The 25,191-nt window shown below is 61.5% G+C and carries 25 protein-coding genes; 16 read left to right on the top strand and 9 right to left on the bottom strand.

What is annotated here, in order from left to right; translation table 11 throughout:
• Positions 1-219: 219 nt before the first annotated feature.
• The gene (locus LG30_RS0116910) at positions 220-1,242 is read right to left on the bottom strand and encodes a GGDEF domain-containing protein (protein WP_033131870.1); all 1,023 of its coding nucleotides are present in this window, start codon (positions 1,240-1,242) and stop codon (positions 220-222) included.
• Positions 1,243-1,375: 133 nt separating this feature from the next.
• Between LG30_RS0116910 and rnr the strand changes: the two genes are divergently transcribed.
• The 5 genes from rnr to LG30_RS0116885 all read left to right on the top strand — a co-directional run bounded on the left by rnr (position 1,376) and on the right by LG30_RS0116885 (position 6,526).
• On the top strand, positions 1,376-3,748 hold the full coding sequence (rnr, locus tag LG30_RS0116905; RefSeq protein WP_033131869.1) for a ribonuclease R: 2,373 nt from the start codon (positions 1,376-1,378) through the stop codon (positions 3,746-3,748).
• Positions 3,745-4,494, top strand: coding sequence for a 23S rRNA (guanosine(2251)-2'-O)-methyltransferase RlmB (gene rlmB, locus LG30_RS0116900; RefSeq protein WP_033131868.1), 750 nt, complete (start codon positions 3,745-3,747; stop codon positions 4,492-4,494). The genes rnr and rlmB overlap by 4 nt, the downstream gene beginning before the upstream one ends.
• A gap of 10 nt (positions 4,495-4,504) precedes the next feature.
• The gene (locus tag LG30_RS0116895) at positions 4,505-5,071 is read left to right on the top strand and encodes a Crp/Fnr family transcriptional regulator (RefSeq protein WP_033131867.1); all 567 of its coding nucleotides are present in this window, start codon (positions 4,505-4,507) and stop codon (positions 5,069-5,071) included.
• A gap of 58 nt (positions 5,072-5,129) precedes the next feature.
• Positions 5,130-5,585, top strand: a complete 456-nt coding sequence (locus LG30_RS0116890; RefSeq protein WP_033131866.1) for a GNAT family N-acetyltransferase — start codon at positions 5,130-5,132, stop codon at positions 5,583-5,585.
• A 104-nt stretch (positions 5,586-5,689) separates the two neighbouring features.
• Positions 5,690-6,526 (top strand): DMT family transporter, encoded by an 837-nt coding sequence (locus LG30_RS0116885; RefSeq protein ID WP_033131865.1) that lies wholly within the window; start codon positions 5,690-5,692, stop codon positions 6,524-6,526.
• Between the two features lie 46 nt (positions 6,527-6,572).
• Here the strand turns inward: LG30_RS0116885 and LG30_RS0116880 are convergent, their stop codons facing one another.
• Together LG30_RS0116880 and LG30_RS0116875 are read right to left on the bottom strand one after the other, a co-directional pair.
• On the bottom strand, positions 6,573-7,421 hold the full coding sequence (locus tag LG30_RS0116880; RefSeq protein ID WP_033131864.1) for an alanyl-tRNA editing protein: 849 nt from the start codon (positions 7,419-7,421) through the stop codon (positions 6,573-6,575).
• 110 nt (positions 7,422-7,531) lie between these two features.
• Complete coding sequence (locus tag LG30_RS0116875; RefSeq protein ID WP_033131863.1) at positions 7,532-8,755, bottom strand: Nramp family divalent metal transporter; 1,224 nt, start codon at positions 8,753-8,755, stop codon at positions 7,532-7,534.
• A 238-nt stretch (positions 8,756-8,993) separates the two neighbouring features.
• Here LG30_RS0116875 and rpsF point away from each other — a divergent pair, with 238 nt between their 5' ends.
• The 4 genes from rpsF to LG30_RS0116855 all read left to right on the top strand — a co-directional run bounded on the left by rpsF (position 8,994) and on the right by LG30_RS0116855 (position 10,993).
• Positions 8,994-9,380 (top strand): 30S ribosomal protein S6, encoded by a 387-nt coding sequence (gene rpsF / locus LG30_RS0116870; RefSeq protein ID WP_033131862.1) that lies wholly within the window; start codon positions 8,994-8,996, stop codon positions 9,378-9,380.
• A gap of 30 nt (positions 9,381-9,410) precedes the next feature.
• Positions 9,411-9,641, top strand: a complete 231-nt coding sequence (gene rpsR, locus LG30_RS0116865) for a 30S ribosomal protein S18 (protein WP_005313392.1) — start codon at positions 9,411-9,413, stop codon at positions 9,639-9,641.
• 49 nt (positions 9,642-9,690) lie between these two features.
• Positions 9,691-10,137 (top strand): 50S ribosomal protein L9, encoded by a 447-nt coding sequence (gene rplI, locus LG30_RS0116860; RefSeq protein WP_033131861.1) that lies wholly within the window; start codon positions 9,691-9,693, stop codon positions 10,135-10,137.
• 112 nt (positions 10,138-10,249) lie between these two features.
• Positions 10,250-10,993 (top strand): ferredoxin--NADP reductase, encoded by a 744-nt coding sequence (locus LG30_RS0116855; RefSeq protein ID WP_033131860.1) that lies wholly within the window; start codon positions 10,250-10,252, stop codon positions 10,991-10,993.
• Positions 10,994-11,019: 26 nt separating this feature from the next.
• On the opposite strand, the gene LG30_RS22210 is transcribed toward LG30_RS0116855, so the two are convergent.
• Together LG30_RS22210 and LG30_RS0116850 are read right to left on the bottom strand one after the other, a co-directional pair.
• Positions 11,020-11,214 (bottom strand): hypothetical protein, encoded by a 195-nt coding sequence (locus LG30_RS22210; protein WP_152599355.1) that lies wholly within the window; start codon positions 11,212-11,214, stop codon positions 11,020-11,022.
• Positions 11,215-11,428: 214 nt separating this feature from the next.
• Positions 11,429-11,785 carry a hypothetical protein gene (locus LG30_RS0116850; RefSeq protein WP_033131859.1) on the bottom strand — a complete coding sequence of 119 codons (357 nt, stop codon included), beginning with the start codon at positions 11,783-11,785 and terminating at the stop codon, positions 11,429-11,431.
• A gap of 253 nt (positions 11,786-12,038) precedes the next feature.
• Between LG30_RS0116850 and LG30_RS0116845 the strand changes: the two genes are divergently transcribed.
• A complete protein-coding gene (locus tag LG30_RS0116845) occupies positions 12,039-13,016 on the top strand; it encodes a FlxA-like family protein (protein WP_033131872.1) in 978 nt (325 codons plus the stop codon).
• A gap of 49 nt (positions 13,017-13,065) precedes the next feature.
• Here the strand turns inward: LG30_RS0116845 and LG30_RS22590 are convergent, their stop codons facing one another.
• On the bottom strand, positions 13,066-13,233 hold the full coding sequence (locus tag LG30_RS22590; protein WP_193354282.1) for a hypothetical protein: 168 nt from the start codon (positions 13,231-13,233) through the stop codon (positions 13,066-13,068).
• Between the two features lie 56 nt (positions 13,234-13,289).
• On the opposite strand from LG30_RS22590, the gene LG30_RS0116840 reads away from it, so the two are divergent.
• Genes LG30_RS0116840 through gshA form a run of 4 tightly spaced genes read left to right on the top strand, consistent with a single transcriptional unit; the run spans position 13,290 to position 19,187 of the window.
• Positions 13,290-14,255 carry an NADP-dependent oxidoreductase gene (locus LG30_RS0116840; protein WP_238566446.1) on the top strand — a complete coding sequence of 322 codons (966 nt, stop codon included), beginning with the start codon at positions 13,290-13,292 and terminating at the stop codon, positions 14,253-14,255.
• Positions 14,252-14,689 (top strand): YqaA family protein, encoded by a 438-nt coding sequence (locus tag LG30_RS0116835; protein ID WP_033131857.1) that lies wholly within the window; start codon positions 14,252-14,254, stop codon positions 14,687-14,689. Before LG30_RS0116840 ends, LG30_RS0116835 begins: the two co-directional genes overlap by 4 nt.
• A gap of 27 nt (positions 14,690-14,716) precedes the next feature.
• Entirely contained in the window at positions 14,717-17,530 is a 2,814-nt protein-coding gene (locus LG30_RS0116830) for a M16 family metallopeptidase (RefSeq protein ID WP_033131856.1), read from the top strand.
• Positions 17,531-17,588: 58 nt separating this feature from the next.
• Complete coding sequence (gene gshA, locus LG30_RS0116825) at positions 17,589-19,187, top strand: glutamate--cysteine ligase (protein WP_033131855.1); 1,599 nt, start codon at positions 17,589-17,591, stop codon at positions 19,185-19,187.
• 127 nt (positions 19,188-19,314) lie between these two features.
• Here the strand turns inward: gshA and LG30_RS0116820 are convergent, their stop codons facing one another.
• Both LG30_RS0116820 and aspA read right to left on the bottom strand, forming a co-directional pair.
• On the bottom strand, positions 19,315-20,634 hold the full coding sequence (locus LG30_RS0116820) for an anaerobic C4-dicarboxylate transporter (protein WP_033131854.1): 1,320 nt from the start codon (positions 20,632-20,634) through the stop codon (positions 19,315-19,317).
• A 128-nt stretch (positions 20,635-20,762) separates the two neighbouring features.
• Positions 20,763-22,205, bottom strand: coding sequence for an aspartate ammonia-lyase (aspA, locus tag LG30_RS0116815; RefSeq protein WP_033131853.1), 1,443 nt, complete (start codon positions 22,203-22,205; stop codon positions 20,763-20,765).
• Between the two features lie 448 nt (positions 22,206-22,653).
• On the opposite strand from aspA, the gene LG30_RS0116810 reads away from it, so the two are divergent.
• On the top strand, positions 22,654-23,127 hold the full coding sequence (locus LG30_RS0116810) for an FxsA family protein (protein WP_033131852.1): 474 nt from the start codon (positions 22,654-22,656) through the stop codon (positions 23,125-23,127).
• A 24-nt stretch (positions 23,128-23,151) separates the two neighbouring features.
• Here the strand turns inward: LG30_RS0116810 and LG30_RS0116805 are convergent, their stop codons facing one another.
• Positions 23,152-24,486 (bottom strand): MATE family efflux transporter, encoded by a 1,335-nt coding sequence (locus tag LG30_RS0116805; RefSeq protein ID WP_238566447.1) that lies wholly within the window; start codon positions 24,484-24,486, stop codon positions 23,152-23,154.
• A gap of 240 nt (positions 24,487-24,726) precedes the next feature.
• Between LG30_RS0116805 and LG30_RS0116800 the strand changes: the two genes are divergently transcribed.
• The gene (locus LG30_RS0116800; RefSeq protein WP_005309514.1) at positions 24,727-25,020 is read left to right on the top strand and encodes a co-chaperone GroES; all 294 of its coding nucleotides are present in this window, start codon (positions 24,727-24,729) and stop codon (positions 25,018-25,020) included.
• The last annotated feature ends 171 nt before the right edge of the window (positions 25,021-25,191 follow it).

Here is a 25,191-nt window from a genome sequence, read left to right as displayed (position 1 = left end):
GCCATAACGGGCTTGTGCCTGTTTGTAGGTGAGCTCGCCTTTTTCAATCTGCTCGACCACGGCTAATTTAAAAGTCAGCGAGTAATCGCGCTGTGTCCGTTTCACACCTTGTCCCATCGGGGTCTCCATTTATTGGGGGGAAAGGTGTAAACCATATTCAGGACGGGACACCAGAATGAAAAAGGCCGGTCATTGACCGGCCTTTTTGCTGCATGGATGTCAGGACGGGAGCGGCATCACCCGGTTGCGGCCCAGCTCCTTGGCCTTGTAGAGCAGCTTGTCGGTGCGCTCGACCAGGGTATCGGCCGCCTCCTGCCCACTGTATTCGCCGACCCCGAACGAGGCGGTGATGTGATCGATGCGGCGGCCTGACTTGCGATCCAGGATCGACATCTTCTCGATGGCCCGGCGCAGGCTCTCCGCCATCTGCCGGGTCAACGCCAGGGAGCGGCGTGGCGCCAGCAGGGCAAACTCTTCACCCCCCAGTCGATAGGCGGTGATGCCCTCCTTGCTGGCTTCTCGCAGGCGCTTGCCGAAGATGCGCAGCACTTGATCCCCCAGCAGGTGACCGTATTCGTCGTTGAAGCTCTTGAAGCGGTCGATGTCCACCAGGATCAGCGAGAAGGGCTGCTTGCTGCGGATCAGGCTGTCCATCTCCAGATCGAAGGCGCGCCGGTTCAGCAGGCCGGTGAGAGCGTCCTCGGTGGCCAGCTTGCGGGTTTCGCTCAGCGCCTCCTTCAGCTCCTTGATCTCCTTCTCGGCGCTGCTGAGCTGATTGCGAAAGTGCATGGTGGACATGCGCACGTCCCGCGACTCACGCACCAGCTCGCGCAGTATGGTCATGGTGTCATCCAGGCTCAGCCCCTCGTCGTCGATGAGGCTGAGTCGGTCGAAGCTCTTGTCGAGCATCGCCTGGAACTGGCCGGTGTCGACCAGCGCATCCTGCATGGAGTGACCGAGCTCGTTGGCCATGGCGGCCAGGTTGAGCTTCATGGCCTCCATCTGCTGCTCATCCTGACTGGCGAGGTGCCGGTGATAGAGCCGCTCACAGGTCGTGAGAGAGCAGGTACCCTGCAACTTGACCGCCTGATCGATGGCGCCGTTCAGCTCTGGCATGTCGCCGGAGACGTAGCTGTACCAGAGGTGGTAATTGTTCGGGGTGGTGGGAATTTGATACTTGATCATCAGGGGAACCGCCTGTTTCAAATAGGCGGCAGATTGGGCGAACGAGTCCTTGCTCATGAGTTCCGAGTCTCACATACCTGCAAACTGCGCCCAGTATGACAGAGAGATTGGCCAAAAGGCAGTCGATGGATGCCAATAGCTCCCCCCTTCGATATAATGTCTTCGTTATTACCTACCCAAAGGCCTGCTTATGTCTCAAAAAGATCCTTTCCTCCAACGCGAGGCCGAAAAATACGAAAACCCCATCGCCAGTCGCGAGATGCTGCTGGAGCTCATTCGAGGCCATGAGAAACCCATGTCCCGTGAAGAGCTGGCCACGGTCCTCAAGCTGACCGACGAAGAGCCGTTGGAAGCCTTGCGCCGTCGCCTGCGCGCCATGGAGCGTGATGGGCAGTTGGTCTTCACTCGCAACCAATGTTATGCCCTGCCGGATCGCCTGAATCTGGTCAAAGGCTATGTGCTCGGTCATAAGGATGGCTTCGGTTTTCTGCGCCCCGAGAGCGGTGGATCGGATCTGTTCCTGAACAACCGCGAGATGCAACGCCTGATGCACGGCGACTATGCGCTGGTGCAGCCGACCGAAGTCGATCGCAAGGGTCGCCAGGAAGCGCGGCTGGTGCGTCTGCTCAAACCCCGTGAGGCTGACATAGTCGGTCGCTACTTCGTCGAGAACGGCGTCGGCTTCGTGGTGCCGGATGACAGCCGGATCGGCCAGGACATCATCATCCCGGAAGGGGAGAACAAGGGTGCCCGCCAGAGCCAGGTGGTGGTGGTGCGCATCAACCAGCGCTCCAACGGTCGCACCAGCTCGGTCGGTACCGTGCTGGACGTGCTGGGTGAGAACATGGCGCCGGGCATGGAGATTGAAATTGCCCTGCGTACCCACGGCATTCCCCATACCTGGCCGGACGAGGTGACCAAGGAGGTCGCGGGTCTGGGCGAACAGGTGCCTTCGACGGCCAAAGAGGGTCGTATCGACCTGCGTGCCCTGCCGCTGGTGACCATCGACGGGGAAGACGCCCGTGACTTCGATGACGCCGTCTTCTGTGAAGCCAAGCGCGGCGGCGGCTGGCGGCTGTGGGTCGCCATCGCGGATGTGTCCGCCTACGTGAAGCCCGGCACCGCGCTGGACGCGGAAGCCTATCAGCGCGGCAACTCCGTCTACTTCCCCGAGTTCGTGGTGCCCATGCTGCCGGAGGTGCTCTCCAACGGCTTGTGTTCCCTGAACCCGCAGGTTGACCGTCTGTGCATGGTGTGCGAGATGACCATCTCCGCCACCGGCCGCATGTCCGGTTACAAGTTCTACGAGGCGGTGATGAACTCCCACGCCCGCATGACCTACAACAAGGTCGCGGCGATCCTGGAGGGCGATCCCAAGCTGCGCCAGCAGTACGAGCCGCTGGTGGGCCACATCGAGGAGCTCAACAACCTCTACAAGGCGCTCAAGCACAGCCGTCACCAACGCGGTGCCGTGGAGTTCGAGAGCGAAGAGACCCGCTTCATCTTCAATGCCCAGCGCAAGATCGATCGCATCGTGCCGCTGGTGCGCAACGACGCCCACAAGATCATTGAAGAGTGCATGATCCAGGCGAACGTGGCGGCTGCCCGCTACATCGAGAAGAACGAGGCCTCTGCCCTGTTCCGGGTGCACGATCGCCCGGGTGAGGAGCGCCTGACCGGTTTCCGCGACTTCCTGGCCGAACTGGGCCTGGAGCTCAAGGGCGGACTCGAACCCGAGCCGAAGGACTTCGCCGAACTGGCCGCCCAGTTCGAGGGGCGCCCGGATGCCGAGCTGCTCTCCACCATGTTGCTGCGCTCCATGCGTCAGGCCGTCTATCAGGCCGACAACATAGGTCACTTCGGTCTGGCCCTAAAGTCCTACGCCCACTTCACCTCGCCGATCCGCCGTTATCCGGATCTGATCCTGCACCGCGCCATCAAATACCAGACGGCCAAGGAACAGCAGGGTAATCTGCGCCACAAGTGGACTCCGAGCGGTGGTTATCACTACCAGCTGGAAGAAGTGGATCCCATGGGCGAGCACTGCTCCATGACCGAACGCCGTGCCGACGATGCCACCCGTGACGTGGCCGACTGGCTCAAGTGCGAGTACATGCTGGATCACGTGGGTGACGAGTTCGATGGCGTCATCGCCAGCGTCACCGGCTTCGGTTTCTTCGTGCGCCTCGCCGAGATCCACATCGACGGCCTGGTACACGTCAGCACCCTCACCAACGACTACTACCAGTTTGATCCCCTGCACATGCAGCTGATCGGCGAGAACTCCCGCCGTCGCTACCGTCTGGGTGACAAGGTGCGCGTCAAGGTGATGGGCGTGAACCTGGACGATCGCAAGATCGACTTCGTGATGGTGGAAGAGCCGCTTCCCGCCAATGGCAAGAATGCCAAAGGGACGGGACGCAAGCCTGCCAAGGGCGCTCCTCGTGGTGAGAGACGCACCGAGAGCAAGGACGGTGGCAAATCCGACAAGGGTGGCCGTGCCAAACCCAGCAACAGACGACCGAGCAAGAAGGCTCGCGACAAGGCCAAGAGCACTAAATGAGTACTGAACTGATCTACGGCATTCACGCTGTATCCGCGCTGCTTGAGCGCACCCCGGAGCGTTTCATCGAGGTATGGGCCCTCAAGGGCCGTGATGACGACCGGCTGCAACCCTTGCTGACCGAGCTGGAATCCCTCGGCATCAAGGTGCAGAGCGTGAACCGCAAGACGCTCGATGATAAAGCCGAGGGCAACAATCACCAGGGCATCATGGCCAAGGTGATAGAGGCGCCCAAGCTGGCCGAGCACGACCTGGCCAGCCTGCTGGACAGCCTGGCCGATCAAAAGGCCCAGCCTTTCCTGCTGGTGCTCGATGGGGTGACTGACCCGCACAACCTCGGCGCCTGCCTGCGCAGCGCCGATGCGGCTGGGGTCCATGCGGTGATAGTGCCGCGGGACAAGGCCAGCGGCCTGACCTCCATAGTGCGCAAGGTCGCCTGTGGCGCCGCCGAAGTGGTGCCGCTCATTCAGGTCACCAACCTGGCCCGCACCCTGCGTGAGTTGCAGGAGCGCGGCGTCTGGATCGTCGGCACCGCCGGCGAGGCGGACCACGACCTCTATCAGGCCAAGCTGACCGGCCCCATGGCGCTGGTGATGGGCGCCGAGGGCAAGGGGATGCGTCGCCTGACCCGCGAACATTGCGACGAGCTGGTGAGCATCCCGATGGCGGGGGCCGTATCCAGCCTCAACGTCTCGGTGGCGACCGGCGTCTGTCTGTTCGAAGCCGTGCGCCAGCGTCGCGCCTGAGCCTGCGGCGATGGACAGACCCCAGTTCAGTCTGGATAGGGTCATGAATGAGCAGGAGGCCGAGCGCCTCCTCTTTTTTGCCCGCTCGCTGACGCTCGCCCCCAAGTCTTGCCTCTGGCACGCCGGTGACAGCCCCGATCTGCTGATCAGGGTGGAACAAGGCCTGCTGCGGGCCAAGGTGGTGCTGGCGGACGGACGCGAGTACATCAAGGAGTTCTATTGGGAGGGGGACGAATTCATCGACTTCCACCACCTGCTCAGTGGCGAGCCCGCCCGCTACAGCGTGGAGGCGCTGGAGCCCTGCCGGCTGCAGCTGTTCGCCCTGGCGGATCTGCGCCAGCTCAACTGCTGGCCCGCCTGGTATCAGCACCTGCTGGCGGTGCAACTGCGGATCAAGGAAGAGAAGGAGCTGTTGCTGCTGACCGAGGGCCCTCAGGCCCGCTATCAGCACTTCCTGGACAATTTCCCGGCGCTGGACGCCAGGGTGCCGGATCACCAGATTGCCGCCTACCTGGGCATTACCCCCATCAGCCTGAGCCGCATTCGCAAACGACTGAAGAGTCTTAACCAAGGTTAATGCCGGGCGGGGCTTGAGCCCCTATGCTGGCGGGCCGACATGACATAAGGAGTGACCCGTGAACTGGAGTCTCAAGGCCTGGAGTGAACTCTCCACGGACGAATTGTATGAGCTGCTTGCCCTGCGCGCCGAGGTGTTCGTGGTGGAGCAGACCTGCCCCTTCCAGGATCTGGACGGGCTGGATCGCCGTGATGGCGTGCTGCACCTGCTCGGCTACGACGGCGATCATTTGGCCGCCTACGCCCGCATCATGGCGCCCGGCATCGGCGACGAGCAGGGCAGTGCCATCGGTCGGGTGGTGACCTCGCCCCGCTCTCGTGGCGATGGCCTGGGTCATCGGCTGTTGAGCGAAGCCGTCAGAGGCTGCGAGGCCCGCTGGCCGGCACACAGCATCTGGCTCGGTGCCCAGGCCCATCTGCAAGGCTTCTATGGCCGGCACGGCTTCGAGCCGGAGGGGGAAGGATACATAGAAGACGACATTCCCCACATGGGCATGCGCAAACGACAGGGTTGAGCTGGGGTGTTGCCGCGAGATGATGGAGCGACCATGAGGTGGCGCCCAGATTACTGCGATACAAACGGGTATGATGATGCGCCCATGTTGACTGGAACCCCGTCGTGACCCCCACCATCTTCGCGGCCATCTTGTTGGCCGCCTTGCTACATGCCCTCTGGAATGCACTGGCCAAGCGCCAGGCCGCGGGCCGGGTCAGCGTGCTGCTGGTCGCCCTCTGCTCCGGTCTGTTCTCTCTCCCCTTCCTGCCGCTGGTGGGGCTGCCGGATCCCGCCGAATACCCCTGGTTGGCGCTCTCCATTCTGCTGCACAGCGGCTACTGCCTGTTTCTCGGTCGAGCCTATCGGCTGGGGGAGTTTGGCCAGATCTATCCCCTGGCCCGTGGCAGTGCACCGCTGCTGACCTTGTTGCTCGGGGCACTGCTGCTGGGGGAATGGCCCGGATGGCTGGCGGTCGTGGGGGCCCTGGTGCTGGTAAGCGGCGTCCTGCTGATGGCCTGGCGCGGTGGCATCAGGCTGGCCCCCGCCGCCCTGACGGCCGTGCTGATCACGGCGCTCTTTACCGCCGCCTACACCCTGTCCGACGGCATGGGGGCTCGCTCGGCCGGTGCACCCATACGCTACACCCTCTGGTTGTTCTTCCTGACGGCGCTGTTGATGCCGCTGCTGATGCGCTGGCAGAGCCGCTCCTCCTTGCGCAGCCTGAGCCGGGGGGATTGGCACACGGGGGCGCTTGGTGGCCTGCTGTCGCTGCTTGCCTACGGCATCGTCATCTGGGCCATGACCCAGGCTCCCATCGGGTTGGTGGCGGCCCTGCGCGAGAGCAGCGTGCTGTTTGCCGTGCTGCTCTCCTGGCTCTGGCTGGGGGAGAAGTTGGGGCGGGTCAGGCTGGGAGCCGCGCTGGTGATCCTGTGCGGCATCCTGTTGATCAGGCTCGCCTGATAGGAGGGGGGGGCCGAGTCGAGACATGGGCGACCCGGCATTTTGCTTAAGGGGCGATGCGGGTGATCAGGGTGAAGCCCTCCTCGGCGGGGCTCAGTTGCACCGAGACTCGGCCCAGCTCGGCCAGGTTGCCGACATGGGTGCCGCCGCAGGGGATGCTCAGCTCCTGTCCCTCCAGCACGCAGTGCCAGTAGCGGGAGTCGATGATGGCCTCACCTGCTCGCGTACGGCGGATCTCGCCGCCAGTTGCCAGCCACTGCGCCAGCTGCTCGTTGATGAGCTCTTCTATCTGCGCGAGTTCAGCCAGCAGGGCCTCACCGTTGACCCCCTTCTTGCGCAGGCTCTTGCCGATCCGGTACTGCTCTCGGGAGCCCATGGGTTCGACGCGGGAGGTCTGGATGGCGAGACGGTCGAAATCCGGTTGACCGAGGGCATCGCGCTCGCTCACCTCCTTACGCCAGTAGGGGATCAGCACCCGGTTGAGCGCCAATGCCACCAGATGGCAGCCGCTGTGGCCCAGGCTCAGGGCATGGCGGGCCTCGGCATCCACCCGCAGTTCGACCGCGCTGCCGACCGCCAGCTCATGCCTGCCTGACAGCGGGTGTACCACCACGAAGGCCCAGCCTTCGGCACCCCGCTTGACCGGAATCGCCTGATCGACGAACAGCTCTCCATTCGGGCTGATGGCGCCCATGCGGCAGGGGCCCACAACGGCCTCACCACCATCCCATAAGACTGTGCCCACATCTCCCGGTTGATCGGGCCAGAGGTGGCTCTGGGGATGGAAGGGCGTGATCTCGGTGACCAGCAGGGTCGGCTCACCGACCAGGCAATAGGCCACCTTGGCCTGTTCGTGATGATGGCCCAGCATGAAGCTGGCTCGGGTATGTTCCATGGATGGCTCCCGCAAATCGAAGAAGAAGAGAGAGCCGCAGCATACGCCAAAGTGCGGGCCGACTCATTAACCTGGGTTAATGAGTCGGCCCACATAGCGGGTTGTGAGCGCTAGATCATGGAGACCAGCAGATAAGCATTGAGGCCGATCACCAGGGTGACGATGAGCCGCCCCAGCGCCTGGGTGACGGGATGGTTGCGATGCTGGCCCATCAGGGTGCGATCGCCGGTCAGGATCAGCAAGGGAATGAGCGCAAGGGCGATGCCGAAGCTCAGGATCACCTGGCTCAGCACCAGGATCTCGGTGGTGTTGAGCCCCATGGCGATCACCACGAAGGCGGGCGCCATAGTGATGGCCCGGCGCAGCCAGAGTGGAATGGTGAAGCGTACGAAGCCCTGCATCACCACCTGGCCGGCGAGGGTGCCCACCACGGTGGAGGAGATGCCGGACGCCACCAGGGAGAGACCAAACAGGGTGGCCGCCGCCGGCCCGAGCAAGGGCGTCAGCGTCTGGTAGGCGGTTTCCAGTTCGGCTACCGGTTGATTGCCCGTGCCGTGGAAGGCGGCTGCGGCCATGGCCATCATGGCCAGGTTGACGAAACCGGCGATGGTCATGGCGATGGCCACATCCACCTTGGTGGTGTGCAGGCGCTGGGTGACCGTGCCCTGATCCTGGGTGTGCTGGGTCAGCGCCGAGTGCAGGTAGATGACGTGGGGCATGACGGTCGCCCCCAGCACGCCGGCGGCGAGATAGACCGCATCGCTGTTGGGCAGGCCGGGGAAGAGGGCACCCTCCAGCAGGCTCGGCAGGTGAGGGCGGGAGAATACCAGCTCGACGATATAGGCCGCGGCTACAAACAGCAGCAGGCCGCCCACCACGAACTCCAGCGGCTTCTGACCGCGGGATTGCAGCATGAGAATGCCCCAGGTGACCACGGCGGTGATGCAGGCCCCTTCCAGCAGGGTGACACCGAGCAGCAGCTTGAAACCCACGGCCGCGCCGATGAACTCGGCGAGATCGGTGGCCATGGCGATGATCTCCGCCTGCACCCAGTAGGCCCAGACGGCGGGTCTGGGCAATTTGTCCCGAATGTGTTCCGCCAGGTTCTTGCCGGTGACGATGCCGAGCTTGGCGGAGAGGGTCTGCACCAGCATGGCCATCAGGTTGGCCCACACCACCACCCACAGCAGCTGATAGCCGAAGGTGGAACCCGCCTGGAGATTGGTGGCGAAGTTGCCCGGATCGATATAGCCGATGGCGGCGATGAAGGCGGGCCCCAGCAGGGTCAGCTTGAATTTGCGGGCCGGGATGGCCGTGCTCAGTGCAGGTTGCATACTGTCATCCTCCATAAGGATATGAAGACAGAATAGATCTAAATGATAATTGTTATCAATTGAAGTTTTGTATCGCGGCCATAGATAAAAACAACTGCCCATGCCGGTTGCAGTGAGAGAGGCGATTTCGTACAATACGCCGCCCTAGAAAGCAGTGTCTAAACACCACTATGTTCCTTGCCTCCGAGGTCTGGCTGCACCTGGGCGGAGGCTGAATTAATCCGTAAGGAGCTAATTAATGCGTCATTACGAAATCGTCTTCATGGTTCACCCGGACCAGAGCGAGCAAGTACCTGGCATGATCGAGCGTTACACCGGCGCTATCACCACCGCTGGTGGTACTATTCATCGCTTGGAAGATTGGGGCCGTCGTCAACTGGCTTACCCGATCGACAAGCTGCACAAGGCTCACTACGTTCTGATGAACGTGGAAGCCGAGCAAGCCGTTATCGATGAACTGGAAACCAACTTCCGCTTCAACGATGCCGTTATCCGCAACATGATCATGCGCACCAAGCACGCCGTGACTGAAGTTTCTCCGATGGCCAAGGCCAAGGAAGAGCGCTTCCCACGTCGTGACGACGAGCGCCGCGAAGATGCTGTTGAAGCTTCTTCCGAAGAGTAATTCTGGATCACTGAATAGAGGATAAAGGCCATGGCACGTTATTTCCGTCGTCGTAAGTTCTGCCGCTTCACCGCCGAGAACGTTACCGAGATCGACTACAAAGATATCGTTACTCTGAAAAACTACGTCACTGAATCTGGCAAGATCGTACCGAGCCGTATCACCGGTACCCGCGCCAAGTATCAGCGTCAGCTGGCACGCGCCATCAAGCGTGCTCGTTACCTGGCTCTGCTGCCGTACACCGATCTGCACAACAAGTAAGAATCGGTCCGGCACTTAGGCCTAACTCAACTTTCTTAGAGGAAAGGTAATGCAAGTTATTCTGCTCGACAAAATCGCCAAACTGGGCGGTCTGGGTGACCAAGTCGCTGTTAAAGCTGGCTACGCCCGTAACTATCTGATCCCGCAAGGCAAAGCCGTTATGGCTACCAAGGCCAACATCGAGACTTTCGATGCTCGCCGTGCTGAACTGGAAGCCAAACTGGCTGCCGGTAAAGCTGCCGCTGAAGAGCGCGCTGCCAAGCTGGGTGAACTGGCTGCCGTTGTCATCGCCTCCAAATCTGGCGACGAAGGCAAGCTGTTCGGTTCCATCGGTACCCGTGACGTGGCTGACGCCATCACTGCTGCCGGCGTCGCCGTTGCCAAGAGCGAGGTCCGCATGGGCAACGTTCTGCGTAACACCGGCGAGTACGACGTTGTTGTTCAGCTGCACGCTGACGTCAAAGCAACCGTACAGATCCAGGTTGTTGCTCTGTAATAGCGTTTCGCTTTGCAGAAAAAACCCGCGCACATGCGCGGGTTTTTTTCTTTTTGAATCAAGAGGGGATCAAGGGGTAGAGTGAGGTTCTGTTCTTTTGGAGGAGATCCTTATGGCAGCCTGGGTCGAAGGCCGTGTCATCGAGCGCATCGAATGGACACCCACCCTGTTTTCTCTGCGTGTGGCGGCGGAGCTCGCGCCCTACAAGGCGGGGCAATTTACCAAGCTGGCCCTGCAACGGGGTGAGCAACGGGTGCAACGGGCCTACTCCTTCGTCAATCCTCCCAATGCCCCCTATCACGAATTCTATCTGGTGGAGATCCCCGATGGTCAGCTGACGCCCTCCCTCGCGGCCTTGCGAGTGGGGGACAGCCTGCAGGTCCAGTCCCTGGCTGCCGGTTTTCTGACCCTGGACGAGCTCCCCGCCGGGCGGGATCTCTGGCTGCTCTCCACTGGCACCGCCATCGGCCCTTTCCTCGCCATGCTGGCGGACGGTGAGGCGTTCGAGCGGTTTGAGAATCTGGTGCTGGTACACGGGGTGCGAAAGGGAGAAGAGCTCACCTATCAGGCCCTCATCACCAGCCTGGTTGAGCAGCATGGGCCTCGCTTTCGGTATGTCCCCTTCGTCAGCCGCGAAGAGTGGCCGGGGGCCATGGCCGGCCGGATCCCGGTGGCGATTGCCGATGGTCGGCTGCAGGCGCGGGTCGGACTCGAGTTTGCGGCCGAGCACAGTCAGGTGATGATCTGCGGCAATCCAGCCATGGTGAAGGAGACGCAACAGACCTTGCAGGAGACGGGATTAGCCAAGAACCTGCGGCGGGCTCCCGGCAATATCAGTGCGGAGAATTACTGGTAGAGAAGGTAGTCAAATAAGCTGCTAGGTTAATTATTCCCGTTCACTTCTTTTGTTGATTTGATGGAATTTGGTTCTTTATGCTGCAATGTCGGAGTGCCTCGATTCCCCTGAGGAGGTGCGTCCTGGCGGGGTGCGGCGGTATCGCGGCGGGCATGGGGTGCCTCGAATGCCGCACCGCTGTTGAGCAGTCGGGAGAGCAGGTGGGAAACGGTGTTGCGCATGATGGCCTCTTAACAGCAGGAGGACGGGCAGTCTATCGTCGCCAAGCTTAACGGAAACGGAACCATTCTTGCGCAAGACCCCCCGGTTTGGTCATGAAACGGAGGTCAACGTGCTTGATTGGGCTGGCTTCTGGCTCGCTTCAGGCAAGGATATAAAGGAATTCAATCGATTAGCCTTTATACAGGGCGAGGCACGTATCAGCTTGGTCCCGGTTCACCCCTTGTTTTTGCCGTTGCCGTTGCCTTTCTCCTTGTATTTGACCTTGTCGTCGTCCCAGCCGTTCTTGTCGTGGCCCTTGCCCGGGTTGTTGCCGCTGTGGATGCTGCGGTTGTAGTGATCGCGATACTTGCCATCCATGTTGTCACAGTTGAGTTTGATGCGGCTGCTGCGGGTGCTGACATTCAGGCAGTTGTCTTGCCACCAGCCATATTCCTTGTCGTCCCAATCCAGCTTGATCTGGTCTCTGTCGGTCGAGAGCCGGATGTCGTCGCCGTGTTTGGAGGGCGGGGCCGCAACAGCCACGCCATGGGCCAGGAGCAGGGAGAGCAGGAGAGGGGTGACTTGGTGCATGATGGCCTCGATACCAGGGGAGCATATTGGTGAGTGTAATGCTCTTGCGCCCAAGCGCGGCGGCACCGGGGGCGGATGCTTCCCTGCTCATCCTGCGGTGACCCTCTCGCTGGGCGGCTATTTGCCCAATTCGGTCGCGTTCTACCCATCCAGAGCAGGATATGAAGGAATTCACCCGAATAGCCTTCTCTCCACGAGTCCGATGACTATAATCGGCAGCCAAATTTCCTCTGCACCACATCGTCTCTTCATCATGACTACACAGGACACCGCCGCACTGCGCTACCCCAAGGGGTGGTTCGCACTGACCACGGTTTACAGTTTTACCGGGTTGGCCATACTGGCCTCCATCGTCTTCTCCCTGCTGCTGTTTCTCTCCATCGACGACAATCCACTGATGAAGTGGTTGTTTGGTGGGCTCGCCATCATCTTCGAGCTGGGCAAGTTCTACGTCTGGTATGAATACGGCGAGTGCAAGGCGCGCCGCGATCTCGGCGGTGCCTTCTGGTCCCTGCTGTTCTACAGCGTGCTGGCGGCCATCTCCATCGGCGGCAGTATCGGCGGCATCAACAGCGCCACCAACACCATCTTGAGCCAGCAGGCCCGCCATGAGCGGGAGCTGGCGCGCTTCGACGAGCAGATCGCCAGCATAGAGCGGCAGATCCAGCTCAACGAGGAGGCGGCTCGCAAATACATCGAGATGGCGCGCATCTCCAGCGGCGTCAGCGGTCTGCAGCAGGCCAACACCCAGCTCAGGTTGAAGCAGGACGAGCTGCGCCAGGAGCGGGATGCCAAGCCGCTCAACGAGCAATCCTCCATGCTGGGGCTGATGAGCAGCCTGGCGGACGGAGTGGGCATGAGCATCAGCCAGGTGCAGTTTCTGCTTGTCTGCTTCCTCTCCATCCTGCTCGATGCGTTCGGTGCCTACTTCGTCAGCCTGATCGGGGGAGAGAACCGCTTCCGCCGCCAGTGGCAACGCCAGCAGGCAGATGTCGAGGCGGTGGCTGTGTCAGCCGAGCCGCTGGTGGTGAGCAAGCCGGCCCCCGCCCCCGCACTGGTGGCACGGGTGCGTGCCGTGCTGGAGAGCGGTGAGCTCAAGTGCAGCAAGCGCAAGGTGGCCGAGGCGCTGGCCCTGCCGTTGGAGGAGGTGGACAGGGTGTTCCAGCATCTGCTGGCAGAAGGGGTGCTGGGGCAGGGCAGCAACCGCCATTACCATCTTCAGACAAACTGACCACAAGGCCACCTCAGGGTGGCCTTATTGCAACTGATGGGGACAGAGGCTAGTGGGTCAGTATCATCATCAGGCTGAGGAAGGCAGCCAGTCCCCCCCCCAAGCCAATGATCCAGTAGAACCCCCTGGCCCCTTGCTTGAGCGGGATGCGGAAGTAGAGCAGAAACGCCCACCATCCCAGGGTCAGCAACAGAGGAATAAGAAACATTCGAGCCATGTGGTCCTCGCTGTTATTCTGTGGATCCTTGATCAATCAACAGGATGGATTGTGCAATGACGCAGTTACAGATTACCGCATTCGGCGCCCCCTCGGTACTTAAGCTCAACCCCTCCCTCGACAAGGTGCCCGCCGAGGGGGAGGTGCGGGTGCGCATCTGTTTTGCCGGCGTCAATCCCATCGATGCCAAGACTCGGGCCGGACTCGGCTGGGCGGCGGCCCAGAACAAGGACAAGCTGCCCTGGACGCCGGGTTATGACGTGGCGGGGGTGGTCGACAAGGTGGGCCCGGGCGTCGCAAGCCTGAAGGAAGGGGATCCCGTGTGCGGCATGGTCGGTTTCCCGCTGGCGGGGGGCGGCTATGCCGAGAGCATAGTGGTGAGCGAGGGGGAGCTGGTCCAGCTTGACGGCGTGAGCCTCAAGCAGGGGGCGGCCCTGCCGCTGGCCGGGCTCACCGCCTGGCAGGGATTGTTCGAGCACGGCGGCCTCAAGGCGGGGCAGCGGGTGCTGATCCTGGCTGCTGCCGGCGGCGTGGGTCATCTGGCGGTGCAGTTTGCCAGCGCCTATGGTGCCGAGGTGGTGGTGACGGCCAGCAAGGAGAACCACGGTTTCTTGCACGGTATCGGGGCCACCGCCATGGTGGACTACCACGACGCCGATTGGGTTGCCCAAGTCGGCCAGGTGGATCTGGTGCTGGATCTGATAGGGGGCGAGAGCGGCAAGGCGGCGCTCGCCTGCGTCAAGCCGGGTGGCCATCTGGTAACGGTGCCGACCATCACGGCGCAGAGCATCAAGGACGCCGGCGCCGCGTCGGGGATCGCCGTGAGCGGTATGCTGGTTCACCCGGACGGCAAACAGCTGGCCCAGATGCTGATGCTGCTGCGCCAGGGCGATGTCCACATCACCTTGGCCGGTGAGTACGAGCTGGCGGAGGGGGCCCTGGCCCATCAGGCCCTCGAGAGCGGCCACGTCCGCGGCAAGCTGGTGCTGCGAATGCCCGCCGCCGGGCGTTATCCTGGATGATGGCGACGCTGGAAACCGGGTTGGGCTGGCTGTTTCTCAGCGCCTTCACCTCGGCGACCCTGTTGCCCGGCAGCTCGGAAGTGCTGCTGGGGGTCATGGCAAACCAGGGACAGTGGAACATGGCCAGCCTACTGCTGTGGGCGACCCTCGGCAATACGCTCGGCTCCATGACCACCTGGTGGCTCGGCTGGCTTGCCACTTACAAGAAAAAGCCGGAAGATTTTAAAGGCCGTGGGGAACAAAAGGCTCTCGGTTGGCTCAAACTGCATGGTCACTGGTGCCTGCTACTCGCCTGGGCACCGGTGATAGGTGATGGTCTCTGTCTGCTGGCCGGCTGGCTGCGCCTCTCGTTCTGGCGCTCTCTCATTCTGATCGGGCTTGGCAAATTGCTTCGTTATGCCCTGGTGTTTCTGCTGGCCAGGCAGATCTTCTAGCTGTATCTCTTTACTCACGAGGTAACCGTGAACAAATTCATTCCATTAAGCATTCTCCTTGGGGTTGCCCTGCCGGTGCTGGCGGCTCCGACCCTGGTATCGGAACAGATCAAGCAGGAAGGCAAGCTCGGCATCCCCTACCAGATGTACAAGCTGGACAACGGCCTGACCGTGATCCTGGCCCCCGACAAGTCCGATCCCCTGGTGCACCTCGACGTGACCTATCACGTGGGCTCGTCTCGCGAGACCGTGGGCAAGTCCGGCTTCGCCCACTTCTTCGAGCACATGATGTTCCAGGGCTCCAAGCACGTCGGCGATCAGGAGCACATGCGGATCATCAACGAGGCCGGCGGCGAGATGAACGGCACCACCAACAAGGACAGGACCAACTATTACGAAACCGTGCCGGCCAACCAGCTGGAAAAAGTGCTCTGGCTGGAGGCGGATCGCATGGGCTTCCTGCTCGATGCGGTGAGCCAGAAGAAGTTCGAGATCCAGCGCGCCACTGTCAAGAACGAGCGGGCCCAGCGCATCGACAACCAGCCCTATGGCCTGGTGGGCGAGAAGGCGGGGGAGGCGCTCTACCCGCGCACTCACCCTTACTCCTGGCAGCCCATCGGCTATGTGGAGGATCTGGACCGGGTCGGAGTGGATGATCTCAAACAGTTCTTCCTGCGCTGGTACGGGCCGAACAACGCGACCCTGACCCTGGGGGGCGACTTCGACACCCAACAGGCGCTGGCCTGGATTGAGCAATACTTCGGCTCCATTCCTCGCGGGCCCGACGTGGCCGAGCCGACCCCCGAGCCGGTGAGCCTGCCCAAGACCCGCTACGTCACCCTGGAAGACAAGGTACACCTGCCGCTGCTCTACATCAGTTACCCGACGGTGGCCCTCGGTGACCCGCAGGAGCCGGCACTGGATATCTTCGCCGACGTGCTCGGTGGCTCCGCCAGCTCCATGCTCTATCAGTCCCTGGTGAAGACCGGCAAGGCCATCGAGGTCGGTGCGTCCCACTCCTGTGAGGAGCTGGCCTGCACCCTGACGGTCTATGCCTACCCGAATCCGGCTCAAGACGGCAGCCTCAAGACCCTCAAGGGGGAGGTGGACAAGGTGATAGGTGACTTCGCCAACCGGGGCATCAAGCCTGCGGATCTGGAAAAAGCCATCAGCAGCTACCGCGCCGCTGCCATCTGGGGGCTGGACAGCATCGAGGGCAAGGTGAGCCAGCTCGCCATGGGCCAGGTACTGGCTCAGGATCCGAACTATGTGTTCAAGAATCTGGATGCCATCAGCCAGGTCAAGGCGTCAGACGTCAAGGCCGCCTATGACAAGTTCATCGCGGGCAAGCCCGCCGTGGTGCTGAGCGTGGTGCCCAAGGGCAAGACCCAGTGGCAGGCCGGCGAGCCGAACTTTACCCCGGCCAAGCGGGTGCTGCCGGATTACAGCCAGCACGGGGAACCGCTGGCCCTGCGGCCGGTGAAAGACAATTTAGACCGGAGCGTACAGCCCAAGGTGGGGGCGGCGGTCAGCGTCAAGGTGCCGGCCATCTGGCACGGCAAGCTGGACAAGGGGATCGAGATCATCGGCACCCAGAGCGACGAGATCCCGGCTGTCTCCATCATGATCGCCCTGCCGGGCGGCATCCGGGCCGAGGGCAAGGGCGAACTGGGGCTGGCGAGCCTCACCGCCGCCATGCTGGAGCAGGGCACGGTGCGCATGAGCGAGGCCGAACTCAGCGACGAGCTGCAAAAGCTCGGGGCCAGCATCAGCGTCTCGACCGCCCAGTACAACAACCTTATCACCATCAGCAGTCTGACCGACAAGTTGCCCCAGACGATGGCGCTGGTGCGCGAGGTCTTGATGCGACCCGGGATGCGGGAGGCGGACTTCGAGCGACTCAAGGCGCAGATGCTGCAGGGCATGAAGCAGAGCGAGCAGCAGCCCGAGTGGCTGGCGGGTCAGGCGTTCCGGGAGCTGGTCTACGGCAAGCAGAGCCGGCTTGGCCAACCGACCAATGGGGTGCTGACCGACGTGGAGAAGCTGACCCTGGCGGACGTGAAGCGCTTCTATCAGGACTATTACAACCCGACCAACGCCAAGGTGGTGGTGACCGGTGACGTGACCCAGCAACAGGTCGAGTCCGAACTCGGTTTCCTGACCGAGTGGAAGGGGGCAACCCCCACCCTGGGTGATCTCAAGCCCAAGGGGGAGCAAGCCAAACCCGGCATCTATCTGGTGGACAAACCGGGGGCGCCCCAGTCGGTGATCCGCATCGGCCGCCGTGCCATGGCGTTTGACACCACGGGGGATTACTTCACCGCGAACCTGATGAACTTCAATCTGGGGGGCAACTTCAACAGCCGGATCAATCTCAACCTGCGGGAAGACAAGGGTTACACCTATGGTGCCAGCTCCGGCTTCCAGGCCAACCGCGAGGCCGGCGTCTTCGCCACCGGTGCCAACGTGCGCACCGACGCGACCGTGGACGCCATCCGCCAGTTCCTCAAGGAGATGGACGGCTACCGGGCGAGCGGCCCGACGCCGGTGGAGCTGGCCTACATGCGCAGCGCCGTTTCCCAGCAGGATGCGCTCTCCTACGAGACCCTGGCCCAGAAGGCAGGCTTCCTGCTGCAGATGATCATGTATGACCTGAAGCCGGACTATGTGCAGGCCCAGGGTGAGCTGATCAAAACAGTGTCGCCTGAGACGTTAAAGGCCAGCGCGGCCCGCTGGCTGGATCCGGCCGAGATGGTGATTGTGGTGGTAGGTGACAAGCAAAAGCTTGAAAAACCGCTGGCGGAGCTTCATCTTCCCATCTATCCACTGCAGTTGCCCTGAGTGACACTGCAAAAAATAAGCGCCGCCCTCCTGGGGCGGCCCATCATGAGCCGTGAATATGACTACTACTAGCTTGTCGCTCACCGAGTTGTTGACCGCCCTGGGAACCCCGGAACGGGTGACCGCCCTAAAGGGGATCCGGCGCGGGATCGAACGTGAATGTCTGCGCATTACCCCCGAAGGCTCCCTCTCCCAGACCGATCACCCGAGGGGTCTGGGGTCGGCGCTGACCCATGCCAACATCACCACCGACTACTCGGAGAGCCTGCTGGAGTTCATCACCCCGGCCACCGACTCCATCGAGAGCCTGATAGAACAGCTCGGCGACATCCATCGCCACACCATTCATCACCTCGGTGACGAGCGGATCTGGCCGCTCTCCATGCCCTGCTTCATCGGCGACGAGGAGAGCATCCGGCTGGCCCAGTACGGCAGCTCCAATATCGGCAAGATGAAGACCCTGTACCGGCAGGGGCTGAAGAACCGCTACGGCAGCTTGATGCAGGTGATCGCCGGGGTGCACTTCAACTTCTCCATGCCGGACAGCTTCTGGTGCGAGTGGCAGGATCTGGTGGGCGAGGGCTGCTGCAGCCAGCGCTTCATCTCAGAGAAGTACATGGGGCTTATTCGCAACGTCTACCGCTTCGGCTGGCTGGTGCCCTATCTGTTCGGCGCCTCGCCGGCCATCTGCGACTCCTTCCTGAAGGGGCGCAAGAGCGCGTTGCCGTTCCAGAAGACCGGCAAGGGTACCCTCTACCTGCCCTATGCCACCGCGCTGCGCCTGTCCGATCTCGGCTATACCAGCAGTTCCCAGAGCCGGCTCAATATCAGCCACGACAACTTGCCTGCCTATGTGGCCAGCCTGCGCCGCGCCATCAGCACCCATGATCCCGAGTTCGCCAAGATAGGGGTCAAGGTGAACGGCGAATACCGCCAGCTCAACGACAACGTGCTGCAGCTGGAGAACGAGCTGTATGCGCCGATCCGTCCCAAGCGCACCCCGCGCAGCGGCGAGAAGCCGTCGGATGCGCTGGAGCAGCGCGGCATCGAATACATCGAGCTGCGCACCGTGGATGTGAATCCCTTCACCCCCTTCGGCATAGACGTGGATCAGATCCGCTTCTTCGACCTGTTCCTGGTCTGGTGCCTGCTGCGCCCGTCCCCCGTGCTGACCGCCGAAGAGATCGCGCGCAACCGTCGCAACCAGAACAAGGTGGTGCTGGAGGGGCGTCGTCCCAGCCTCGAGTTGGAAGACGAGCAGGGTAACTCCGTCGGCCTCAAGGAGTTCGGCCTCAAGCTGTTCGACGAGCTGGATCAGGTCGCCGATCTGCTGGATCGTTGCTGTGGCCGCAACCGCTACCGCGAGACGCTGGCCATGCACCGCGAGAAGCTGCTCAATCCGGAGCTGACCTATTCCGCCCGCCTGCTCAAGCAGTTGCTGGAGAGCGGCCAGGACAACGGCTGCTTCGGTGACGAGCTGGCGAGCCGTTACCGGGAGGAGATGCTGAGCGGCGAGCTGCAGTATTGGGATCAGGCCTACTTCGCTGGCGAGGCGCGCGAGTCCCTGGCCAAGCAGCGGGAGCGGGAGCGCGGTGACAGCCTGTCGTTCGATGACTTCCTCGCCGACTACTTCGGCACCCGGCAGACCACCAGTTGATAGCCTGCCTTGGATGATCAAAGCCGCTCCCCGGAGCGGCTTTTTTATTGGCGTCAGTGTCGGCTCCTGTGTCAGCAGGCATAAAAAAACGGCCCCGAAGGGCCGTTTGGCAAGGAGCTGCTCGCTATCAGAGGATAAGGCCACCGAAGAAGAAGCCCAGCGCCACTGCCATGGCGATGGTGGCGACACCCGGGATGAAGAAGGGGTGGTTGAACACCGCTTTGCCGATACGGGTGGAACCGGTGTCGTCCATCTCGACCGCCGCCAGCAGGGTCGGGTAGGTCGGCAGCACGAACAGGGCGCTCACCGCGGCGAAGGAGGCGATGGCGGCCAGCGGGCTGACACCCAGTGCCAGGGCGGCAGGCATCAGCGCCTTGGTGGTGGCGCCCTGGGAGTAGAGCAGCATGGAGGAGAAGAACAGCACCACGGCCAGCAGCCAGCTGTATTGGCTCAGCAAATCGCCGGCGAAGGCCTGGATCTCGACCATGTTGCCCTTCACGAAGACGTTGCCCAGCCAGGCCACACCCAGTACACAGATACAGGCGGACATACCGGACTTGAAGGTCGGCATGTTGGTGATCTGGGCGGCGTCCAGTTTGCAGAACAGCACCATCAGGGTGGCGGCGGAGAGCATGATGCCCATGATGGCACCGTCACGGGGGATCGGCGGGCTGGAAATCAGGCCCACGTTGCCGGAGATGGCGGTGGCATACGCCATGACGGCAACGATGGCGGCGATGAAGATGCCGACGGAGAGCTTGGCATAAGGCTTGAGCTCAACCTTGCTGGTACCGCGCAGCTTGATCAGGCCCTTGGCCTTGCGCTCCAGGTAGACTTCGTCCTGGTCCAGGGGTTTGCCCAGCATGTTGGCCACGAAGGCACCCAGAATACAGGCGAGGAAGCTGGACGGGATGCAGATGGCCAGCAGGGTCAGGTAGTCGACACCGAGTGGCTCAAGCATGCCGGAGAAGGCAACCACGGCCGCCGAGATGGGGGAGGCGGTGATGGCGATTTGGGAGGCGACAACCGCGATGGAGAGTGGGCGGGAGGGGCGAATGCCCTGTTCCTTGGCCACTTCGGCGATCACCGGCAGGGTGGAGAAGGCGGTGTGACCGGTACCGGCCAGCATGGTCATCAGGTAGGTGACGACCGGGGCGGCGAAGGTGATGTGCTTGGGATTCTTGCGCAGCGCCTTCTCGGCCAGGGAGACCAGGTAGTCCATCCCGCCAGCCAGTTGCATACAGGCGATGGCACAGATGACGGACGCGATGATCATGATCACGTCCCATGGCAGATAGGTCACCAACTGATCACTCGGGATGGGCATGCCCAGACCCCAGGTCAGTACCAGTACCCCCAGACCACCGGCAAAGCCGATGCCGATGCTACCAATTCGGGCCCCCAGATAGATAGCGGCGAGCACGACAAGTAACTCGATTCCAATCATAGCGAACACTCCATTTTCCAGTTTTTTTAGGTTTTATGTGGCAGAAAGCCAGTTCCCGATAGGGCTGAGAGGAGGCCGATCGGGAACTGGCTCTATGGGCCGGGAGTGATCCCGGCCCATCGATACGCTTATACGGTGGCTTCGCGAGTGTAACGCTTGGCCTTGTATTGCGGGTTCATCAGGTTCTCGATGGAGAGAATTTCGTCCAGCTGCTCGGCGGTCAGCAGGCCGCGATCCAGCACGACTTCGCGGACGTTCTTGCCGGTCTGGGCGCAGATCTTGCCGACGATGTCACCCTCGTGGTGGCCGATGAAGGGGTTCAGGTAGGTCACGATGCCGATGGAGTTCAGCACGTGATTCATGCAGATTTCCGGGTTGGCGGTGATCCCGTCCACGCACTTCTCGCGCAGGGAGATACAGGCTTTTTCCATCAGGCTCAGGGATTCGAACATGGCCTGACCAATCACCGGCTCCATCACGTTCAGCTGCAGCTGACCCGCTTCGGAGGCGAAGGTGACGGTGATGTCGTTGCCGAACACCTTGAAGCAGGCCTGGTTGACCACTTCCGGGATGACCGGGTTGACCTTGGCCGGCATGATGGAGGAGCCTGCCTGCATTTCCGGCAAGTTGATCTCTTTGAGGGCGGTACGCGGGCCGGAGGAGAGCAGACGCAGATCGTTACAGATCTTGGACAGCTTCATGGCCAGACGCTTGATGGCGCTGTGCAGCATCACGTAGGCGCCGCAATCTGAAGTTGCTTCGATCAGATCTTCCGCCGGCACATAGGCGCGACCGGTGATCTCGGCCAGGCGCTTGATGGCCAGGGCGGAGTACTCGGGCGGGGTATTCAGGCCGGTACCGATGGCGGTGGCCCCCAGGTTCACTTCCAGCAACAGCTCCTGGCAACGCTTGATGGACTTGATCTCTTCGCGCAGGGTGACGGCGAAGGCGTGGAATTCCTGACCCAGGGTCATGGGAACGGCATCCTGCAGCTGGGTCCGGCCCATCTTGAGGATGTTCTTGAATTCATTGGCCTTGGCATCGAAGGAGGCGATCAGCGCTTCGAGGGCAAACAGGGTGGTGTCGGTGCTGTTGACCACGGCCACGCGGAAACCGGTCGGGTAGGCATCGTTGGTGGACTGGCACTTGTTGACGTGATCGTTCGGGTTGATGACGTCGTAGCGACCCTTCTCCAGACCCATCAGCTCGAGGGCGATGTTGGCCAACACCTCGTTGGTGTTCATGTTGACGGAGGTACCGGCACCGCCCTGGTAGACGTCGACCGGGAACTGGTCGAAGCATTTGCCGGTGTTCAGCATCAGATCACAGGCTTCGATGATCTTGTCGGCGATTTCGGGACGGATGGTGCCGAGCTCACCGTTGGCCAGTGCGGCGGCCTTCTTGGTCAGCACCATGCCACGGACAAATTCGGGAACGTCAGAAATCTTCTGAGTGCTCAGCTTGAAGTTCTCGACCGCGCGCAGGGTGTGGACGCCGTAATAGAGATCGTTGGAAACTTCTTTGGTGCCCAGCAGGTCTTCTTCAATGCGGACGTTCTTGATGTCGCTCATTGTAATGCCTCAGAAATCAGATAAATGGAAATAATCCTCACCGAGTGGTCGCGACTTCCCTACGCACGGTTCATCCTGAAGCACCACACATCGAGTGGGGCAGTTGGGAGCCTGTTGCTCCCTGTTTAAAACTGATGTGAATATTACCTCAATTGAGGTACCTGATATTAGACCTGGATCACTAAATTTGAGACAGCCCCAAAGATCTTGTGGTCATTAAACAGATATTGCAATCGAGCGATTAACTGTGACAGAACAGCCACTTCAATCCCAGTTGGGCGGGGAAATATTTCTCCGGATCCGGGGCTACATCACCCGGCAGACTTGAAAAAGGGGGATGACACCCCATTTTATGGGTAAGAAACCGATACGATGGTGGGTCACGGCGCTCGATTCTCCGCAGGACACACCGATCGCAGGTTCATTTATTCACCGCACTGAGGTTGTTATGGGCAAGTTATTACTGTTGTTGGTCGGCCTGGTATTGCTGGAGCTCACCGTGATGATCGAGGTGGGCTCCGTGATCGGCGCCCTGCCGACGGTGGGCTTGCTGGTGCTGACCGCGGTGCTGGGCTCTTCTCTGGTGCGCAGCGAGGGGATCAAGACCCTGTTCAGTGCCCAGCAAAAAATGCATCAAGGGGAGATGCCGGGCCGTGAGGTGATGGGGGGCATGATGCTGGCATTGGCCGGTCTGCTGCTGATCATTCCGGGCTTCGTCACCGATTTCTTCGGGATCCTGCTGTTGCAGCCCTGGCTACGCAACAGATTGGCCGACAAGCTGGTGGGCAGCAGTCAGTTCAGGATGCAGATGGGGGGCTTCCAGGCGCAGCAACCGCCTTTTGGTGCAGGTCCGGCCGATGGCCCCGGACAGGATAAGCGGGGCGGCACCACCATAGAGGGTGAATTCGAGCGTAAAGAGTAGGCCGCCGTGGGGAGGCCGTGCCGATCAGGGAGTACCCTGATGGCACAGCCTCTCGAACCTGCGGTGGGCATAGGCCCATGCCAACAGGCCCGCCGCCAGGTTCGCCAGCAGTATCCCCAGATAGATCCCCTGTTCTCCCCCCAGTTTCGCCCCCAGCCAGGCCCCTGGCAGCAAGAAGACAAATAGCCGCATTCCGTTGAAGACGAATGAGACTGCCGAGGCCCGCGCGCCATTGAATGCGGACGCCAGCAGCATCACCATGCCCTGGAAGCCGTAGCCGATGGGGACCAGATGCAGATAGAGCACGATCAGTCGAACGACTTGAGGGTGATCGCTGAACAGGTTGGCGATGAGGGGGGCCAGCAGCCAGACGAGGCCGTAGACGGCGAGCTGGAACAGCAGGGCGAACCGCATGCACAGCAGCAGGGCGGCCCTGGCCCTTGCCGGATTGCCCGCCCCGCAGTTCTGCGAGACGAAGGGGGCCAGCACCGAGGAGAGCGCCATCATCACGATCAGCAGCAAGGCTTCTACTCGTGACGCGGCCCCGTAGGCGGCCACCACCTCGGTGCCCAGCCCGGCGAAGATGATCATCAGCACGGCGTTGGCCAGCGGATTGAGCATGTTGGTGAAAGAGGCGGGCACCGCTACGTGTAGCAGGGCACGCCAATGGGCCAATAGCCGTGGGCGAGGGGACAGGTGCCACAGCAGGAGCCCCTCTCGTTTGCGCAGAATATGGAGGCTGACCAGGGTCGCCATCAGCCAGGAGAGGGAGGTGGCGATGGCGGCGCCGCGAATGCCCCACTCGGGGAAGGGGCCCACGCCGAAGATGAGCAGGGGATCCAGCACCCCGTTGACCAGACCGGCCACGGCCATCACCAGGCTCGGGGTCTTGGTATCCCCGGTCGCCCGGATGGCGGCGTTGCCGACCATGGGCAGGGCCAGCAGAGGCACGGTGAGATACCAGATCAGCATGTAGTCGTGGATCAGCGAGATGAGCTCGCGACTGGCTCCGAGCAGGGTGAAGAGGGGGACTATCGTCAGGGCACCCAGCACGGAGAGCAGGGTCACCAGCAGGACGGCAAGGAACAGGCAGTCCGTGGTGATGCGAGCCGCCTCTTCGTGGCGCCCCTGACCCAGAGTATGGCCGAGCAGGGCGCACAGTCCCGCTCCCAGCCCCATGGTGAGGGAGGTGACCACGAAGGTGACCGGGAAGGTGAAGCTGATGGCGGCGAGCGCTTGGGTACCCAGCATGCCGATGAAGAAGGTATCGACCAGGTTGAAGGCGAGGATGGCAACGATGCCGAGGATCATGGGGCCCGTCATGCGCAGCAGCACTGGCGTCATGGGCTCGGTCAGCATGGGATTGGGTCGGCTCAAGGCAGGGTCTCTATGTGCTCTGGGCCTAAATGCTGGCCGCGTCCATCCCCCTTCCTGATTGGGGCGAGATCCATCGAAGATACTCATAGTACGTGAAAATATTTTTTTTGTATTTGCCCTTGAAGGGCTACCCAAATTGCCCCAGATCAGGGACATAACAAATTTGGCCGACTGCGGCCATTCCTCAAGCAACACAAGATACTCATTTTGGGAGAGTTATCGATGAAAATTCGTCCACTGCACGACCGCGTCATCATCAAGCGCATCGAAGCTGAAGCCAAATCCGCTGGCGGCATCGTCTTGACTGGCACTGCGGCCCAGAAGTCCACCCGTGGTGAAGTTCTTGCCGTGGGGACTGGCCGAATTCTGGACAATGGCGATGTCAAAGCCCTCGCCGTCAAGGTGGGTGACAAGGTGATCTTCAACGAAGGCTACGGCGTGAAGACCGAGAAGCTGGATGGCCAGGACGTGCTGATCCTGTCCGAGACCGACATCCTGGCGATTGTCGAAGAGTAATCACCTCCCCCCTTTTCCCGAATTGATTTAAGGACTGAAGAACATGGCAGCTAAAGAAGTTAAGTTTGGCAACGAAGCCCGCATCAAAATGCTGGAAGGCGTCAACATCCTGGCCGACGCCGTCAAGGTGACCCTGGGCCCGAAAGGCCGCAACGTGGTACTGGACAAGTC

Origin of the sequence: Aeromonas aquatica (assembly GCF_000764655.1) — a bacterium.
Lineage (GTDB): Bacteria > Pseudomonadota > Gammaproteobacteria > Enterobacterales > Aeromonadaceae > Aeromonas > Aeromonas aquatica.
This window is presented reverse-complemented; position numbering and strand designations above follow the sequence as displayed.